The sequence below is a fragment of the Paraburkholderia sp. UCT31 genome (genome assembly GCF_014397655.1).
GTDB lineage: Bacteria > Pseudomonadota > Gammaproteobacteria > Burkholderiales > Burkholderiaceae > Paraburkholderia > Paraburkholderia tuberum.
In genome coordinates this window covers 14,584-30,918 of the sequence record NZ_VZQP01000047.1, presented here as the reverse complement: position 1 = coordinate 30,918, position 16,335 = coordinate 14,584, and the positions used below count along the sequence as shown (strand labels likewise).

16 protein-coding genes and 1 pseudogene are annotated in these 16,335 nt (G+C 61.6%); 9 read left to right on the top strand and 8 right to left on the bottom strand.

Going from position 1 to position 16,335, the window contains the following annotated elements; translation table 11 throughout:
- Positions 1 to 2 precede the first annotated feature (2 nt).
- From F6X40_RS30880 to F6X40_RS43645, 6 genes and pseudogenes are all read left to right on the top strand, one after another.
- The gene (locus F6X40_RS30880; protein ID WP_187630430.1) at positions 3 to 1,616 is read left to right on the top strand and encodes an ABC transporter ATP-binding protein; all 1,614 of its coding nucleotides are present in this window, start codon (positions 3 to 5) and stop codon (positions 1,614 to 1,616) included.
- Between the two features lie 43 nt (positions 1,617 to 1,659).
- A complete protein-coding gene (locus F6X40_RS30875; RefSeq protein WP_187630429.1) occupies positions 1,660 to 2,322 on the top strand; it encodes a cysteine hydrolase family protein in 663 nt (220 codons plus the stop codon).
- A gap of 5 nt (positions 2,323 to 2,327) precedes the next feature.
- A complete protein-coding gene (hpxZ, locus tag F6X40_RS30870; RefSeq protein WP_090811898.1) occupies positions 2,328 to 2,726 on the top strand; it encodes an oxalurate catabolism protein HpxZ in 399 nt (132 codons plus the stop codon).
- Between the two features lie 84 nt (positions 2,727 to 2,810).
- The gene (locus F6X40_RS30865) at positions 2,811 to 3,548 is read left to right on the top strand and encodes a GntR family transcriptional regulator (protein WP_260330550.1); all 738 of its coding nucleotides are present in this window, start codon (positions 2,811 to 2,813) and stop codon (positions 3,546 to 3,548) included.
- Between the two features lie 466 nt (positions 3,549 to 4,014).
- Complete coding sequence (locus F6X40_RS30860) at positions 4,015 to 4,485, top strand: YbhB/YbcL family Raf kinase inhibitor-like protein (protein ID WP_187630428.1); 471 nt, start codon at positions 4,015 to 4,017, stop codon at positions 4,483 to 4,485.
- A 203-nt stretch (positions 4,486 to 4,688) separates the two neighbouring features.
- A pseudogene (locus F6X40_RS43645) lies at positions 4,689 to 4,922 on the top strand (IS3 family transposase); the annotation flags it as partial.
- 230 nt (positions 4,923 to 5,152) lie between these two features.
- Here F6X40_RS43645 and F6X40_RS30850 read toward each other — a convergent pair.
- Positions 5,153 to 7,933 (bottom strand): LuxR C-terminal-related transcriptional regulator, encoded by a 2,781-nt coding sequence (locus tag F6X40_RS30850; protein WP_187630426.1) that lies wholly within the window; start codon positions 7,931 to 7,933, stop codon positions 5,153 to 5,155.
- A gap of 55 nt (positions 7,934 to 7,988) precedes the next feature.
- Positions 7,989 to 8,708, bottom strand: a complete 720-nt coding sequence (locus F6X40_RS30845; RefSeq protein ID WP_187630425.1) for an IS6 family transposase — start codon at positions 8,706 to 8,708, stop codon at positions 7,989 to 7,991.
- 137 nt (positions 8,709 to 8,845) lie between these two features.
- On the opposite strand from F6X40_RS30845, the gene F6X40_RS30840 reads away from it, so the two are divergent.
- A complete protein-coding gene (locus F6X40_RS30840) occupies positions 8,846 to 9,034 on the top strand; it encodes a hypothetical protein (RefSeq protein ID WP_262421603.1) in 189 nt (62 codons plus the stop codon).
- Here the strand turns inward: F6X40_RS30840 and F6X40_RS30835 are convergent.
- Genes F6X40_RS30835 through F6X40_RS30820 form a run of 4 tightly spaced genes read right to left on the bottom strand, consistent with a single transcriptional unit; the run spans position 8,956 to position 12,592 of the window.
- Positions 8,956 to 9,828 (bottom strand): metal ABC transporter permease, encoded by an 873-nt coding sequence (locus tag F6X40_RS30835; protein WP_260336598.1) that lies wholly within the window; start codon positions 9,826 to 9,828, stop codon positions 8,956 to 8,958. The two genes, F6X40_RS30840 and F6X40_RS30835, sit on opposite strands and share 79 nt — an antisense overlap.
- A 2-nt stretch (positions 9,829 to 9,830) precedes the next feature.
- On the bottom strand, positions 9,831 to 10,742 hold the full coding sequence (locus tag F6X40_RS30830) for a metal ABC transporter permease (protein ID WP_184071860.1): 912 nt from the start codon (positions 10,740 to 10,742) through the stop codon (positions 9,831 to 9,833).
- 6 nt (positions 10,743 to 10,748) lie between these two features.
- A complete protein-coding gene (locus F6X40_RS30825) occupies positions 10,749 to 11,570 on the bottom strand; it encodes a metal ABC transporter ATP-binding protein (RefSeq protein ID WP_187630457.1) in 822 nt (273 codons plus the stop codon).
- A 5-nt stretch (positions 11,571 to 11,575) separates the two neighbouring features.
- Positions 11,576 to 12,592 carry a metal ABC transporter solute-binding protein, Zn/Mn family gene (locus tag F6X40_RS30820; RefSeq protein ID WP_262421601.1) on the bottom strand — a complete coding sequence of 339 codons (1,017 nt, stop codon included), beginning with the start codon at positions 12,590 to 12,592 and terminating at the stop codon, positions 11,576 to 11,578.
- A 227-nt stretch (positions 12,593 to 12,819) separates the two neighbouring features.
- Between F6X40_RS30820 and F6X40_RS30815 the strand changes: the two genes are divergently transcribed.
- Together F6X40_RS30815 and zigA are read left to right on the top strand one after the other, a co-directional pair.
- Positions 12,820 to 13,827, top strand: a complete 1,008-nt coding sequence (locus tag F6X40_RS30815) for a CobW family GTP-binding protein (protein ID WP_187630455.1) — start codon at positions 12,820 to 12,822, stop codon at positions 13,825 to 13,827.
- A gap of 103 nt (positions 13,828 to 13,930) precedes the next feature.
- Positions 13,931 to 15,121, top strand: coding sequence for a zinc metallochaperone GTPase ZigA (gene zigA / locus F6X40_RS30810; RefSeq protein ID WP_090811193.1), 1,191 nt, complete (start codon positions 13,931 to 13,933; stop codon positions 15,119 to 15,121).
- A gap of 80 nt (positions 15,122 to 15,201) precedes the next feature.
- On the opposite strand, the gene F6X40_RS30805 is transcribed toward zigA, so the two are convergent.
- Positions 15,202 to 15,549 (bottom strand): hypothetical protein, encoded by a 348-nt coding sequence (locus F6X40_RS30805; protein WP_090811191.1) that lies wholly within the window; start codon positions 15,547 to 15,549, stop codon positions 15,202 to 15,204.
- A 256-nt stretch (positions 15,550 to 15,805) separates the two neighbouring features.
- Positions 15,806 to 16,141, bottom strand: a complete 336-nt coding sequence (locus F6X40_RS30800; protein WP_184071864.1) for an ArsR/SmtB family transcription factor — start codon at positions 16,139 to 16,141, stop codon at positions 15,806 to 15,808.
- Between the last annotated feature and the right edge of the window lie 194 nt (positions 16,142 to 16,335).

Genomic DNA, 16,335 nt, shown 5'->3' with positions numbered 1-16,335 from the left:
CCATGATCACCGCGACACGCGCGCTCGGCGTCGAGGTGATCGGCGCGAGCAAGTCGTTCGGGACGTTCCGCGCACTCGATGACGTTTCGATCAGAGTTGCACCCGGGACGGTTCACGCGCTGCTCGGCGAAAATGGAGCAGGCAAGAGCACGCTCGTGAAGGGGCTCGTGGGCTACGGCCCGCTCGATCACGGCACGATTGTGGCCGATGGAAGCGAGGTGCGCATCGCATCCCCGCGCGATGCGCAAGCGCTCGGCATCGGCATGGTCTATCAGCATTTCACACTCGCGGCGGGGCTCAGCGTCGAGGAGAACCTGCTCCTTGCGCGCGGCAACCTGTCATGGAAGATCGACTGGGCGGCCGAGCGCAACGCGCTCGACGCCTTCATGCGCCGCATGCCGTTTCGCCTCGAACTCGATGCGCCGGTCTCGTCACTCGCGGCGGGAGAAAAGCAGAAGCTGGAAATTCTCAAGCAGTTGTATCTGGAGCAGCGCTTCCTGATTCTCGACGAGCCCACCTCCGTGCTCACCCCGCAGGAAGCCGACGAAGTGCTCGGCCTCATGCGCACGCTTGCCTCGCGCGGTGACCTCACGGTGCTGATGATCACTCACAAGTTCCGCGAGGTAATGGCCTATTCGGACAACGTCACGGTATTGCGCAAGGGCCGCTTCGTCGGCACCTGCGCGGTGGCCGACACCGACCGCGACCGGCTGGCCGCCTGGATGATGGGCAGCGACGCAAGCGTGCAAACGCGTGAGGGCGCCGCTGAAGACACCGATGAGTTCAGGCTTGCGCGCCGGCCGAACTCGCCCGACGCTCCGGTGCGGCTCTCGCTATCGAGCCTTTCGGTCGTCGACGAGCGTGGGCACGCTGCCGTGCGCGAGGCGTCGCTGAGCGTGCGCGCGGGCGAGATCCTCGGGCTTGCGGGCGTCTCCGGCAACGGTCAGAAGGAACTGATCGAAGCGCTCGTCGGGCAGCGCAAGGCCCAGTCGGGCGCGATGGCCGTGGAAGGTTCGCCCTATGCCGCGACGCGCGTAGAGATGACACGCATGCGCGTGTTCGCCCTTCCCGAGGAGCCGCTGCGCAATGCTTGCGTGGCAGGCATGAGCGTGGCCGAGAATATGGCGCTGCGGGATTTCGACCGCGCGCCGCTGCGGCGCGGCGGATGGTGGCTCGATCGTCGCGCCATGCGCTCGCGCGCCGAGCGGCTGATCGCCGAATTCGACGTGCGGCCTCCGCTGCCCGAGCGCGCCATCGGCGCGCTGTCGGGCGGCAACGTACAGCGCGCCGTGCTGGCTCGCGAGCTTGGGCACGCAGTGAACGTGCTGATCGTCGCGAATCCTGTGTTCGGACTCGACTTTGCTTCCGTCGCGGACATCCACGCCCGCATTCTCGCGGCGCGCGATGCCGGTGCGGCCGTGCTGCTCGTCAGCGAAGATCTCGACGAACTGCTGGAGCTTGCCGACCGGATCGTGGTGATGGCCGAGGGACGCCTCGTCTACGAGACTGCAGCAAACGAGGCGGATCGAGTGGTGCTTGGGCGTCACATGGCGGGCCATGGCGACGAAGGCAGGCCGCAGACGGCTGAGCCGGCCGAGCTGCACGCAAGCGCCTGAGCGGCGCGCGAACGATACACAACGCAAACGGAGAAATGTCGCGATGACAACCATCGCCAGCGCAAAGCCCGCGCCGTTCACGTTCGACGCGCGTTATACGGCGCTCATCGTGATCGACATGCAGCGCGACTTCATCGAGCCGGGTGGCTTTGGCCAAGCGCTCGGCAACGACGTATCGCTGCTTTCAGGCATCGTGCCGACCGTCGCGCGGCTGCTCGCGCATGCGCGCTCGGCGGGATGGCAGGTCGTGCACACCCGCGAATCGCATACACCCGACCTCTCCGACTGCCCCCCGGCCAAACGCATGCGCGGCATGCCAGATGCGCGCATTGGCGACGCAGGACCGATGGGCCGCATCCTCGTGCGCGGCGAGCCCGGCAACGCGATCATCGACACGCTCGCGCCGATCGACGGAGAACTCGTCATCGACAAGCCCGGCAAAGGCGCTTTCTACGCAACGCAGCTCGGCGAGGAACTGTCGATACGAGGCATCACGCATCTCGTGTTCGCGGGCGTGACGACCGAGGTCTGCGTGCAGACTTCGATGCGCGAGGCCAACGATCGGGGCTACGAGTGTCTGCTGGTCGAGGACGCGACGGCAAGCTACATACCGGCGTTTCGTGAAGCGACGATTGCAATGATTCATTCGCAGGGCGGCATCGTCGGCTGGACCGCTCCACTCGACGCCCTGCTGGGGGCAGACTGATGACGATGGAAGTGAACCGGCCCGAGATCGTCGCGCAGGTCGCGGCAGCTTTCGAGGCTTACGAGCGAGCGCTCGTCGACAACGACGTCGAGACGATGAACGCCCTGTTCTGGGACGCACCCGAAACGGTGCGCTATGGCATCGCCGAAATCCAGCATGGTGGCGACGCGATCCTCCGCTGGCGGGAAACCTGCGTGCCGGTGCCCCGCTCGCGGCGGTTGCACCGCACCGTGGTCACGACGTTTGGCGGCGACTACGCGACGGTGAGCACTGAGTTCACGAGCGACACCACGCCTTTGACGGGCCGCCAGATGCAGACCTGGGCGCGGCTGCATGAGGCGAACGATATGTTCGGCGGCTGGACGATCGTGGCGGCGCACGTGAGCCTCATCGAGCCCGTTTAAGGGCGGATAATGGGGAGCTGGCCCCCGTCGCCCACCATTGCACCGACGCGCCGCACCACTCTCGACGTTATCGATACCTGACTCATGGACGACTTGACCGAAGCCGCCGCCGAAGCACCCGCAGCATCTGGCACGAAGGTGACCTATAGCGCAAACCCCCTTGCCGAGCAGGTGTATCAGCTCATCAAGCAGGACATCTTCAGTTTTCGACTGTTTCCCGGCGACCGCTTTTCCGAAAACGACATTGCCCAACACCACGGCGTGTCGCGCACGCCGATGCGCGATGCGCTGTTCCGTCTCGCGCGCGAAGGCTATCTGGAGGTGGGGTTCCGGCGCGGCTGGAAAGTCTGCGATATCGACTTCAATCAACTCGACCAGTTGTATGACCTGCGCATCGTTCTCGAACTGGCGGCGCTCGAGCGGCTCTCGGGTGCCCCACACGATGCGATGGATGCGTTGCGAGCCGTATGGTGCGTTGACGAACGGGAACGCGAAAGCCGTCCGGCCACGATGTTCGTGCTCGACGAGGGCTTTCACCGCGGCCTCGTGAGTGCTGCCGGCAACAATGAGATGCTGCGCGTGCACAACGAAGTGACCGAGCGCATCCGCATCGTGCGGCGGCTCGATTTTCTCAAGGCGCATCGCACGAGCGCGACGTACGACGAGCATTCGGCGATGCTCCATCTCATCGATCGCGGCAAGTTTGGCGAGGCTGCCATCCTGCTGCGCGCTCACATTACGCAAAGCAAGCTCGAGGTGCGAAAGATCACGCTGTCGATGCTCGCGACTGCGCGCGACGAGAAGCTGCCCTTCGTCAGCTAGAGAGTGCCTTTGCGGGGCTTTGGTGCAACTATCTGGCGATGGTAGGGGCAGCGCAGCGGCGCGGCAATCCAGGCTCGTCCCGCATATTGGGTCGATTGGGGAGTGCCGCACTGCAACAGATGCGGTGGCGATCACGCAAAAACGGGTTTCGGCACGCTGGAGATTGGGAGGATCGTCGACGTAGCCGTTCGGGCTGTAACCCGCCTTCTCGAGTTGAGCCAGTTCGGCCGCCAATGACTACAATTCAGGGATCGTCGCATTCCCCAAGGAGGCTGCCATGACTCAATCAATGATCAGTTTTTGGGTTGGCCTTGTGGTTCTCGTTGTCGTTGCATCGGCCTTGTCTAGGCGCTACAGGCGCGATCACCCGGGAGAGAGCCTGAGTCAGTGGCTCGACACACATCATATGAGCTGGATGCATCGCAAGCACTAGCTGGCGGCGCGGGCTGACGCCGAGGAGCGCACCATGGCCTTCACCCTCACCTCACAAGCTTTCCACGAAGGAAGCGAGATTCCTCGGCGCTACACCTGCACGGGCGCGGACGTCTCCCCACCGCTCTCGTGGTCCGGGGTACCCGCCAACGCGAAAAGCCTCGTGCTGATCGTCGACGACCCCGACGCGCCCGACCCCGCCGCGCCACGGATGACATGGGTCCACTGGGTGCTTTACAACATCCCGACGACGGCTCCTGGTGTTCAGGAGGGCGTCACTTCGGGCGCGCTTCCGGCAGGCACACTTGAAGGCACCAACGACTTCCATCGCACCACGTATGGCGGCCCATGCCCGCCCACTGGCCGTCATCGGTATTTCCATAAGCTCTACGCGCTCGACACCGTGCTGCCCGATCTTCACAAGCCCACAAAGGCGGCGTTGGAAAAGGCGATGCAAGGCCATGTCGTGGCGCACACCGAACTGCTCGGGACATTCAAGAAGTAACACGCAGACCCCTGGACGCTACTTGTCCGGGATCGTCGATTCCGCGTCGATGCTGCGCAAGCTCGTTCACGTCGCATTCGGTGTTATCAGGTCAGGCAAGTGCTTCGATCCCGAACTACAAAATGCTTGACGGGGACCACAGTATCTATTCTGACGCCGGGGGGGGGGGCGACATGAACAGCGTTGCTGTCGCAAAAGGATGAATGAAAGCCTACTCAGCAGAAAGAAAAGAAGCGTTAGTGCGCCGCATGATGCCGCCAGAAAATGCGCTGGTTTCGGCGCTGGACAAGGAGTCGCAGTGCCGGGCGATGGGAAGAATCCCGAAGGATGGTCTTCGGAAGACAAGTTTGCGGTAGTGCTGGAAACCGCGCCGCTCAACGCAGCGGAGTTGGCCGAGTATTGCCGCCGCAAAGGTCTTTATCCCGAACAGATTGCGGCGTGGCGGGCTGCTTGCCAGGCGGCCGACGCGAATGCTGCCGAGCAGGCGCGCGAGCAGCGTCATCAGTCGAAAGATGACAAGAAGCGCATCCAGCAGCTTGAGAAGGAATTGCAGCGCAAGGAGAAGGCGCTGGCGGAAGCGGCTGCGCTTGTGATCTGAGAAAAAAGTCCAGGCGATCTGGGGATGTCCGCGCCGGATCTGGTGAGGGCTATTGCATATGGCTCGCCACTACATGGCCGCGCGGCGCTCTCCTACCCCATGTCCAAAAACTCTCTGTACGGCGTCAATTCGCGAATTTACGTCGAGCTTTTCGAAGATATTTTTCAAATGCCACTTGACCGTCTCGGGTGCCAGTTTCAACGACCGGCCGATTTCCTTGTTCGAAAGACCGCGGGCAACGCACTCGAGTACCTCAAACTCCCTCGCACTAAGAACATCCGGTGACAGCGGCACGGCCTCAACATGCGCGGGCGACGCAGCCGATGAATTGCCGAAGGCATCAAAAGCTGTAAGCAGCCTGTCGACATACGCCGTTTCTGCCGTAGGAACATTCGCTGAAGCCAAGCGAAATTGCTGTAGCAACGCGCGCACGGGTGGCCCCTCATCCACGAAGCTGTTAATCATGCCGCTCTGCCTTCCGAGCCGTAGCGCTCGTTCGAGCGCACCAAGCGCCTTTTCGAACGCTCCACATTGCGCGAGCGCGCATGAGAACAGCAAGGAAACCACAGCCTCCGAATAGCGCCTGCCCGTAGCAGCCAGAGTATCAAGCAAAGGTGTGAGAAGCGTGACGGCTTCATCTGCACGATCCCCGGCGATCAGTACGCGAGCCTGCAGGAGACAATAGCTTGTCCAGGTGTCTACCGCGCACCCAGCCCGCCCTTCGCACATCATTGGCACGCTCTTGCTCAGCTCGTCGGCGATCTGCCTCGCTTGAGCAACGTTGCCTTCTACAAGGAGCAATCTTACCGTTTCGGCATCCAGCGCCAACTTCAGACGTAGCCAGTGTCGGGTTACGGCGGCCTGTCGACCGTCTTCGAGAATAGCCAGCGCCGAACCCATCTCCCCGTCGCGCCACAGCAAGCGTGCTGCAGACAGTATATGGCGCATCAAACCAGTTAGCGGCGAGGTTTCCAGTGCAGCGGTCGTGCGGCCCGCGATCATCCTCCGCGCTTCAGGCAGTTCGTCGCACTCATAGTAGATCGCAGCAAGGCAACTGGCCGCCCAGGTCGCGCAGGATGACGAGTGGCCCCATGCTTTTTCGATGCGGTGGAACATCGCCTCAAAAATTCGCCTTGATTCAGACAGCTCGCCATGCACAAATGCAGCAACACCGAACGACGAGCGCCGAAACATATCCGAGTAGTCGGGCTCCTGACCCTGTTCAACTCGCTCGCCGACGGCGTCGCGTATTTCACGTATCTGGTCGAACCTGCCCCGGTGCATCAAGCCGAAGAGTTGCGCGTATTGCGCGCAGCGCTGCACCCAAGGCGCCGTAGGCGCCACTGAGGTTTGAGCAGCATGGCCCAGTTCGAGTGCCCGCTCGCTGTCCTCTACCATAGTGGCGATCAGTGCGCTGACCGCGTTGATCTCCGCCAATGCCGCTTCCTCTACCATGCGGGTATCCTTGCGACGCCCCCGAAAGAATTCGTTGGTAACAGCAGCAACCTCCCTCGAGGCGGCGTCCGGCTGAATCGAGAACACGAGCGCCCATGCTTTCGTAAGGCGCAAACGAAGCCGTCTCTGGATGACATCCGGTGGCAGTTTTCCGATCCATCCTAGCAACGTGTTCAACTCACCGCGCTCGAGCATCTCCGTCGCACAGTTTTCAACCCACTGTGCCGCCTGCTCGAGTTCGCCTGCAGCCAAGGCATGTCTGACTGCCTCGGGCCAAAGACGTGCTCCTGCAAACCATTGGGACGCACGACGGTGCAGCAACGGGACGTGTTGCGGCATCTGGCGAAGAAGGCGCCGACGAAGTGCGTCGGACAGGAGCGCATGATAGCGGTACCAGTGCCGTGTTTCATCCAGCGGCCGGATGAACACGCTGTGCCGCTCGAGCCAGTCGAGCTCGCCCCCGCTTCCACTTCCCTTGCCCATGATGGCATCGCACAACTCAGGGGCGAGTCGTTCAAGAATCGACGTGTACAGCAGAAACTTCAGCATATGGAGCGGCAGATGTGCGAGCACGGTATCGTTCAGGTACGAATCGATTCCGGAGCTGACTCCGACCAGCGCACCGGCGACCTTGGCCGCATCGCCCACATCGCGTAGCGCAAGAGCAGCAAGTTGCAAGCCAGCGACCCACCCCTCCGTTGCCTCGTTCAGCAACTCAACACTGTTCCGGTCAAGCGGCACGGTGCCTGTCCGGTCAAAAAATGCCTGCGCATCGGCGATCGAAAAACGGAGATCGTCGACATCAATACGAACCAGTTCCTCTGGAGCTCGAAACTGACCAACTATCAAGGCCGGTTCACCTCGCACCCCGAGCAGGATATGCATGTTCTCGGGGGCATAGCGAAGCAGACGGGAAGTAATCGCAAGAACTGGTTTCGCAGTCAGACGGTCGGCGTCATCCAGCACGAGGAAAACGCGCCTGCCGGATGCAGCGATCCCGTTCAGGAGTAGTGAAATGACCGTTCTGATAGGAGTCAGCGGATCGTTATTAAGGATCTGTTGCGCTTGCGAGGCAATTTCCGCCGAGGCCCTGGCGAATGCGGCCACCAGGTAAGCGCAGAACTGCTGCGGATCATCGTCTTCTGCGTCGAGGCTGAGCCATGCAACAACATGCTTTCGCTGCGACAGCGCTTCACACCAACCAGCAAGCAATGTCGTCTTGCCGAACCCCGCCGGGGCGGTCACGACGGTGATGCTGCGAACCGGCTGCTTACGCAACCACTTAAGCAACACGGATCGTTGCACGCAGCCAGACGGAAGACGGGGCGGGAGCATCTTGGTCTGAATCAGCGACACGCTCCATGGGCGATCGGTACTGTCTGAAGACGCATCCATGTTTGTCCTCTACTGGCCCCCAATCCAGAAATAATAGCGCGAAATTTTGCCAGCGCTATTGCTGCGACCCATTGCACACCGCTCCGTCCAGGTCACTCAGCAGACTGACATCAGACCCGCGACCCCGCCGCACCGTCTGCCCCTTGGAGATCATAGGCATGAGTTCAATGCCACTCAACAAGATGCGGGCACAGCGAAAATCCTTGAATCCCAACATGGGTCGGGTACGGCGCTTGATCGCCCGATGGTCTTGTTCCACGATATTGTTGAGATACTTGGCCTGACGGATCTTGATGGGCGTCTCACGCCCGGCGTTCACGGCGTTCAGCCCGGCCAGATTGGCACCGCTCTTGTCGATGGTTACGGTTTCGGGCGCGCCATTCTGATCGATGGCCTTCTCGAAGTACCGTCGGGCCGCTTCCTTGTCCCGCTTGGCTCGCAGCAAAAAGTCGACCGTGTTGCCTGCCTTGTCGACGGCGCGGTAGAGATACTTCCATGTGCCGCGGACCTTCACATAGGTTTCGTCCATCCGCCAGCTCTTGCCGACCGGACGCTTGCAGCGGCGGAACGCCTTTTCAAGCACTGGCAGAAGCTTGATGGCCCACCAATGCACGGTCGAATGATCGACCGCGATCCCGCGTTCGGCCATCATCTCCTCGAGATTGTGCAAGCTCAGCGGGTAGGCCACGTACCAACGTACGCGCACCAACATTATCTCGAGCGGATAGTGCAACCGCTTCAGCACTTCGGCTACCGCCGGACTCAGCGCCTTCATTGCCGTTCACATCATTCTGTTAGGTCCCGCAGCATGCCAGCCTCCGCTATTGCAACAGACCCAACTCTTCTCTGCCGCTGAAACTGCGCGTCGGGGGCACGGACTGCGCGTCTTGTGCATTGAAGATCGAGAACGCGATGAAGCGGCTGCCAGGCGTGTCCGACATCAACGTTAGCTACGGCCAGGAAAGCCTGGCCCTCACATTCGACGAGGACCGCACGTCGCTTGCCGCGATCGAGGCCAAGTCTCATGCGCTCGGCTTCACGCCGGTTGGCGGTCCCGTCAGTGAGCCGACTGGTGCCTCCGAGGCCGGCCGTTCGTCGTGATGGCGCGCGAAGGCTCGTGCCCGGGTCCACACCTGCCCCACTCCGTAACAGGCGGCCCCAAGCATGCCAACGAAGAAACCGACTGGCCAGTTGGAGACATAGGAGAGGGCAATCGATGTCCACACCGTGACGAGCGAAATTCCAACCGACACGCATATCGCAAGAATCGGCCGGTCAGTCAGCGAGCGGGCCGCAGCCGCGGGTCCAATCATCAGGCTGAACACTAGCAGCGCGCCCACTACCGGGAGCGCCATTGCCGTCGCAAGCGCCAGGATGCTCATGAACGCAAGTTCCATCGCGCGGCTCGATACGCCTCTCGCCTTCGCCAGATCGGGCGATACCGAACTGAGCAGGAGTGGCCGGAAGAGCACAACCGCAACCGCAATCGAGAACCCGCTGATCGCGGCAACCGGCGCGAGATCGGTGTTGCTCACGCCCAGTACTTCGCCGAAGAGAAGGGCATAGACCGCTTGTGAATACTCGCTCGTCATGCTCAGGAACAGCGCCCCGAAGCCTAGCAGCGTGACGAGGCACAGGGCGGTTGCGACTTCGTGTCTTCCGCGCCGGCTCAGCCAACTGATTCCGATCACGCCGAGACCAGCGAAGACGATCAGGCCGAAGAGCGGATTGATACCGAGCAGGCTTGCCGCTGCAGCACCCGGAAAGGTGCCGAGCGGCAAGGCGTGCGCGGCGAACGAGGCGCCTCGAATCACCACGAAGAAACCGATGAATCCGGCGACTGCTGCCACGATGCTCGCCACGATCCACGTGTTGGTCATGAAGCTGGAGAACATGGTCAGGCCTCACCCGGTTCACGGGCGTTCAGGGCGATCCGCGCGCCCGTTGGGGGCTTCCGTGCAGGTCCGGCGCGACCTGTGATGACATACAGGGCGAAGATAAGCGTCACCACGAAGAAGCTCACTGGCCAGCCGTGCCCGGGTGTCCAGTAGTAGCTGTCGTACGCGAGGAGGATGCCACCCCAGGTCGTGCCCAAGCCGATTAACGCGGACAGACCCGTGGCCCAGCCTGGCCGCTTTGCCGCCCTCAAGGCGATCGCCGCCGGACCTATCAGGAGTGCGGTCGACAGGATGGCGCCGACCGTAATAGCTGATAGGGAAACGGCCAGCGCCAATACCAGCAGGTGCAGGAGTCCGACCGTCCGTACCCGCACGCCCATGACCGCAGCCAGCTCTGGGTCAACGGAGCTGAGCAGCAAGGGACGATAAAGCACGCCCGCGGCAATCAACGCCCCCGTGCCCACCGCCAGTGCGAGCGGAATGATCGATGCCGGAATGGCGAACATTGATCCGAACATGACGGTGATCGCCGCTCCAGTCGTGCTTTTCGATGTCACGTCGAGGTAAAGAAACAGCGCGGCAAGGCCAAGCCCCGCGCCCAGCACGACGCCGGTCACAAGATCGCGCTCACGGGCGCGGCGCACCCGCACCAGTTCCATGCCGCCCGCTGCCATGACCGCCATGATGAGAAATCCCAGCAACGGGTTGATGCCGAGCAGGAACGACGCAGCACCGCCCGCGCTGCTCACATCGGCCAGCGCGTGGCCGGCGAAGGACTGGCTCCTCATGACGGTGAATACGCCAATTACGCCGGACACGACTGCGGCGCCGCCGCCGACTACCATCGCGGTATGCACCGGTTCGCTGCTAAAGAAGCCCGGTTCAAAGATGAGGGTGAGCAGGGAATCCATCTTGAATCAGGGAACCTGCACAATGTGGGCGGGGTCTCGCCGAACGGCGGCAAGCATTTCGGCCTCGGTGCCGGCGGCAATCACCAGCACGCGGCCGTGCACGCGGACGACATCGATGTGATAGCCGTACAGTCTGCTCAGGACCTCGGTACGCACCACTTCGTCCGTCGCCCCGCTCGCTGCGTGGCCGTTGGCGAGGTAGACGATCCGGTCCATCACCGGCAGCAAGGGATTCATGTCATGCGCCGAAAGCAGGACCGCAAGCCCGTGCTCGACGCTCAGGCGGCGCAACAGCGCGACAATTTCGGCGACGCTGCGCATGTCGAGGTTGGCCAGAGGTTCGTCCAGCAACAGCAGCCGCGGACGGCGAACCAGAGCGTGTGCGATCAGTACCCGCTGCTGCTGGCCTCCGGACAGTTCCCCGATGCGCTGGTCCGCGAAAGGCTCTGCATCCACGGCTTTGAGCATCCCGTCGACCGCCTCGCGGCGTTTTTTCGACGGTAACGGCAAGCCGAGCCTGTGGCCCTCGAGGCCGAGCGACACCAGATCCCGCGCACGCATCGGGAGGTAGGGGTCGAGCGCGATCTTCTGCGGGACGTAACCCGCCGAGGTCAGGCTGCGCGCACCATTGATCCTGATGCTACCTGCACTCGCTACCTGGAAGCCGAGGATCGTACGCAGCAGCGTGGTCTTGCCCGAACCGTTCGAACCGATAAGGCCGCAGAACTCTCCCGCATCCAGCCTGAAACTCACCTCATGTAGCACGCTGTGCCCCGGGAAAGAGACGCTCACCCGGTCGACCGCAAGGACCTCGTTGCCAGGGCACATGCCGCTCACTGCACAGCCTGCAAGGTTTCGGTGGACACTTTGGAAGTCACTGCCTTTTCCAGCGCATTGACTTCCGCCAGCATCCACGACTGGTAAGTAAAGCCGGGGGTTGGCATGGTCTCGTAGACGCCGACCACCGGAATACCATTTTTCCTGGCCAGATTGAGGAACGACTGTGTGAGCGCATCCGTGACCTGCTGGTTGTAGACGAACACCTTGACCTTGTGGTCCGTGAACAGGCTGTTCTGTTTCGTCACGTCCTGCGGAGAGGGATCGGTGCCGTTCATGATCGCCGCCTGCAGGCTGAAGGGTGTGGCGATATCGGTGCCGACCGCTTCGAGCATGTAGTTGGCGACCGGCTCCGTCACCGCGACAGGCGTTTGCGCGTAGTGCACCTTGAACGATGCAATTGCAGCCAGCCAGGGCTTGAGTGATGCGTCGAACTTCTTCACGTTGGCTTGAAAGTAGGCTGCCTGCGCGGGGTTCAATGCGGAAAGGTCCGCTGCCACTGCCTTCGCAACCGCCGGCATGGTTTTCGGGTCGTACCAGAGATGCGGGTTCGGCGTGCTGTCGGGCAGGCCGAGCACGTGTTGGGCGTCGATGACCTTGCGTTTGCTATTGGGCGCGGCTGCGATGATCTTGTCGGCCCAGGCGTCGTATCCCACGCCGTTCTTGACGATCAGATCGGCGGAAGCAAGCTGCGCTGCCACCTTCGGGTTGACCTCGAACGTGTGTGGATCCGTATTGGGATCCGTTTCGATCGCGCTCACCTGAACGTACTTGCCGCCGATCTGGGCGATGACGTCGGCGTACTCGTTTTCGACACCGATGGCGTTGATTACGCCAGCCGCTGCTGATGCCGCCATGGCGCTTCCCTGATGCACGGCAAGCAGTACCAATGCAGCCGAAAGGCTACCAATGGGCTTTAGTGCGGCGCGCCAAACAAACCGGTCTGGCTGTCCTGAACTCCAGGATGCGCGGTGCTGAACGGAGTTGCAAAGCCTGGCGGCGATTTTTTTCATTGGCGTTCCTGGCACGAAAAATAACAATCCGATAGGATTAGATACGTTATAACATAACACATGTGGTGTCCAGCGTTCCCGGCAGACAGACTGGCCGTCCCGGAGCGTGGCATCAGCGAAGCGGGCTGTCACCGCATGGGGCCATCTCGACCGTAACCATTTGCTCGGCGCCCGGGCACCTCGACGGGCGAACATGCTTGAGCGCGTGCCGCTCACAGGAGAATGCAATGCAAGATGCAACCGGCTTCCAGCGTATCCCGACGACCATCCTGACCGGCTTCCTCGGCGCCGGAAAAACGACCTTGCTCAACCGCATCCTGACCGAGCATCACGGCGGACGGGTCGCGGTCATCGAAAACGAGTTCGGCGAAGCGGGCATCGACAACGAATTGCTGGTGCAGGACAGTAACGAGCAGATTGTCGAAATGAACAACGGCTGTATCTGTTGTACGGTGCGTGGCGACCTGGTGCGCATTCTTTCGACGCTCGCCGCGCGACGGGAGACAGGAGAACTCGCGTTCGAGCGGGTCATCATCGAGACAACGGGGCTTGCCGATCCGGCGCCCGTCGCGCAAACGTTCTTTGTTGACGATGTCGTGCAGGAGAAATACCTGCTCGACGCCATCGTGACGGTGGTCGACGCACGGCATGGCGGCGAGCAGCTCGACGAACATCACGAAGCGCAGGAGCAGGTCGGATTCGCGGACCGTATCCTCGTATCCAAGGTGGACCTCGTTGGCGAAGAGCAGGCGCAGCAACTGATGCGCCGGTTGCGGCAGATGAACCCGCGCGCGACGATCAGGCCGGCACATTTTGGCGAGACGGACCTGAAGCAACTGCTCGACATCCGAAGCTTCAGTCTGGATGCCATTGTCGACATCGAGCCCGATTTCCTTGAAGACGTTTCGCACGAGCATGACGACGATGTGACGTCCTTCGTCTACCGCGCTACTGCGCCTCTGGATCGGGACAAGCTCGAGGCGTTCTTCAGCGCCACGGTTGCGATCCATGGTGCCGCGATGCTGCGCTACAAGGGTGTGCTGAACCTGGCGGGTGTCGACCGTCGCGCAGTATTCCAGGGCGTACATATGATTTTTGGCGCGGATATCGGTAAGTCCTGGGGCGCGAATGAAACGCGCGAAACCCGGATTGTTTTCATCGGCAAACAGTTGCCACATGATCTTTTCAAGGCGGGCCTCGACAACTGTATGGTTGGCGAAGTCCTGCAGAACTGACACGAAGGATCGCGCCTGCTTGCCGCGCACCCGCCTCGGCCAGCAGGCTGGCCGTGTCGATTCATGCGATCTTCTTCACCATGTTTGAGGCTCCACTTTTCCCATGCACAAGCTCCCCGTCACCGTACTGTCCGGCTTTCTCGGCGCGGGCAAGACCTCGCTCCTGAACCACGTCCTGAATAACCGCGAAGGCAAGCGGGTGGCCGTAATCGTGAACGATATGTCGGAAGTCAACATCGACGCTCAGCTGATTCGTGACGGCGGCAGCCAGCTCTCGCACATCGACGAAAAGCTCGTCGAAATGAGCAACGGTTGCATTTGCTGCACATTGCGCGAGGACCTGCTGATCGAGATCCAGCGGCTCGCGCGGGAGAAGCGCTTCGACTATCTGCTGATCGAATCCACGGGCATATCCGAGCCCTTGCCGGTGGCGGAAACCTTCACGTTTCGCGACGAACAAGGTCACAGCCTCTCGGATATCTCTCGCCTGGACACGATGGTGACGGTCGTCGACGCCTATAACTTTGTGCGCGACTACGGTTCCCACGACTTCCTGGCGGATCGCGGCGAAACGATGGGCGGGGAAGACCGCCGCACCGTGGTCGATCTGCTGACCGAGCAGATCGAGTTCTGCGACGTGATCGTGCTGAACAAGACGGACCTTGTGAGCGCAAGCGAGTTGGAGTTGCTCAAAGGCGTGCTGCGGGTGCTGAACGCCCGCGCGAAGATCGTCGAAAGCCGCTTTGGCCAGGTGCCGATCGGGCAGGTTCTCGATACCGGCCTGTTCGACTTCGAAGCCGCTGCGCAAGCGCCTGGGTGGCTCAAGGAGATGCGCGGCGAACACATTCCCGAAAGCGAACAATATGGCATCACCAGCTTCGTCTACCGCGCGCGCCGTCCGTTTCATCCGCAGCGTTTCTTCGACTGGATTCAGAGCGAGTGGCCGGGCGTCGTGCGCTCAAAGGGGTACTTCTGGCTGGCCTCGCGCAACCATGCGGTCGGCGAATGGTCGCAAGCCGGCGCGGTCTCGCGTCACGGACGCGCCGGGACCTGGTGGGCGGCCGTGCCCAGGCACGCCTGGCCGCAGGAGCCCGAAGCACAGGCTATCATCCGAAGCCGCTGGCATGAGCGTTTCGGGGATCGTCAACAGGAGCTGGTCCTGATCGGCACCGGAATGGACGAGGCAGCCTTGCGCGCGTCCTTTGATGCCTGCCTGCTAAGCGAGGACGAACTGGCCCGTGATGAAGTCGAGTGGCACAAATTTACCGACCCGTTCCCTGAGTGGACGCAGTAAGGTGTGTCCACCCACGCAGTAACCTGGCACCATACATACTCAATCGTATTGAGGTACGTCGCCTGCCTGGCGCCGGGCACTCAGGCGAGCTCAACCGGGCCGTGGTCGTCGCAATGATCGCCGTGCGGATGGTGCAGGTGGCCGTTGACCAGGTAGTCGACGTGATCGCCATGCGGTACCGCTTCGTGGCCGCATGCCGGCCCGTGGACATGTCCCGACTCATGACCGCCGCAGTTGGAAGTACATTGATCCGGATTTTTTGCGCTCACCTCCAGCCGGTGTTCGTCCACGTGATCGCCATGGGGATGGTGCAGGTGGCCATCGTGCAGATAGTCAGTGTGATCGCCATGCCTGATCGCAGTGTGTCCGCAGTTCGGACCATGCTGATGGTCATGATGGGCATGATGCGGTTCGTTGCAGGTGCTCATAGTGGTGCTCCTCGACTCACGTGATAGTGAACGCATGACGTGGGCTTCGCGGCGTGCCCCCAATGGGCAACGGTTAATCCGGCCAGATGTTAAAGCGATCCTCCTTACGCACGCCGAAGTCAACGCCCTTTTTTTCCGTCTAGATGATGCCATACCCCCGATGAAGTAAACGCGTCTGTGCTTTAATTAACCGGCGCGGTGGGTTCGATAGCCGGAAAACATCGGGGCTTGCCTTGCGGGTCAGCTGCAAAACGCGTCATTCCTCCTTCGGTGGCTCATCAAATTCGGACGGCGGATGCTCACACTCGTGTTCAGCCATGTCGCTGATGACACGCTCTACGTGCTCGTCAGTTGCTACACAGAAAATCTGTTTTGCGCACCGATCGGCGCGCAGCACCCGGGCTGCTCGCAAAAGCCGCAGGTGATGGCTGACGAGCGTTTGCGCCAAGCCATATTGTGCCGCGATGTAGGAAACGCACATCGGCGCGCGAAGGCATGCTGCAATTATTTTCAGGCGGGTCGGATCGCCGATCTGCCGGAACATCTCTACCAGTTCCGCGACCTGGTCGTCGGTCAACTCGGATGCCTGCATTTTTGCATTCCAAAGAGTCACGTCGCCTATAGATGGCGCACCGCCGCATGCACGGAAATGCCACCGTTGCCCGTCTCATGCCAGGGGCCATCGGGATATCGAAGTCGACCAATGGTTCTCGACACATTAACGTGGCCGGGACCCAGGCGCGACGAAAAGGCTATGTACGAAGGGTCGAATTGGGCGATTAGCTA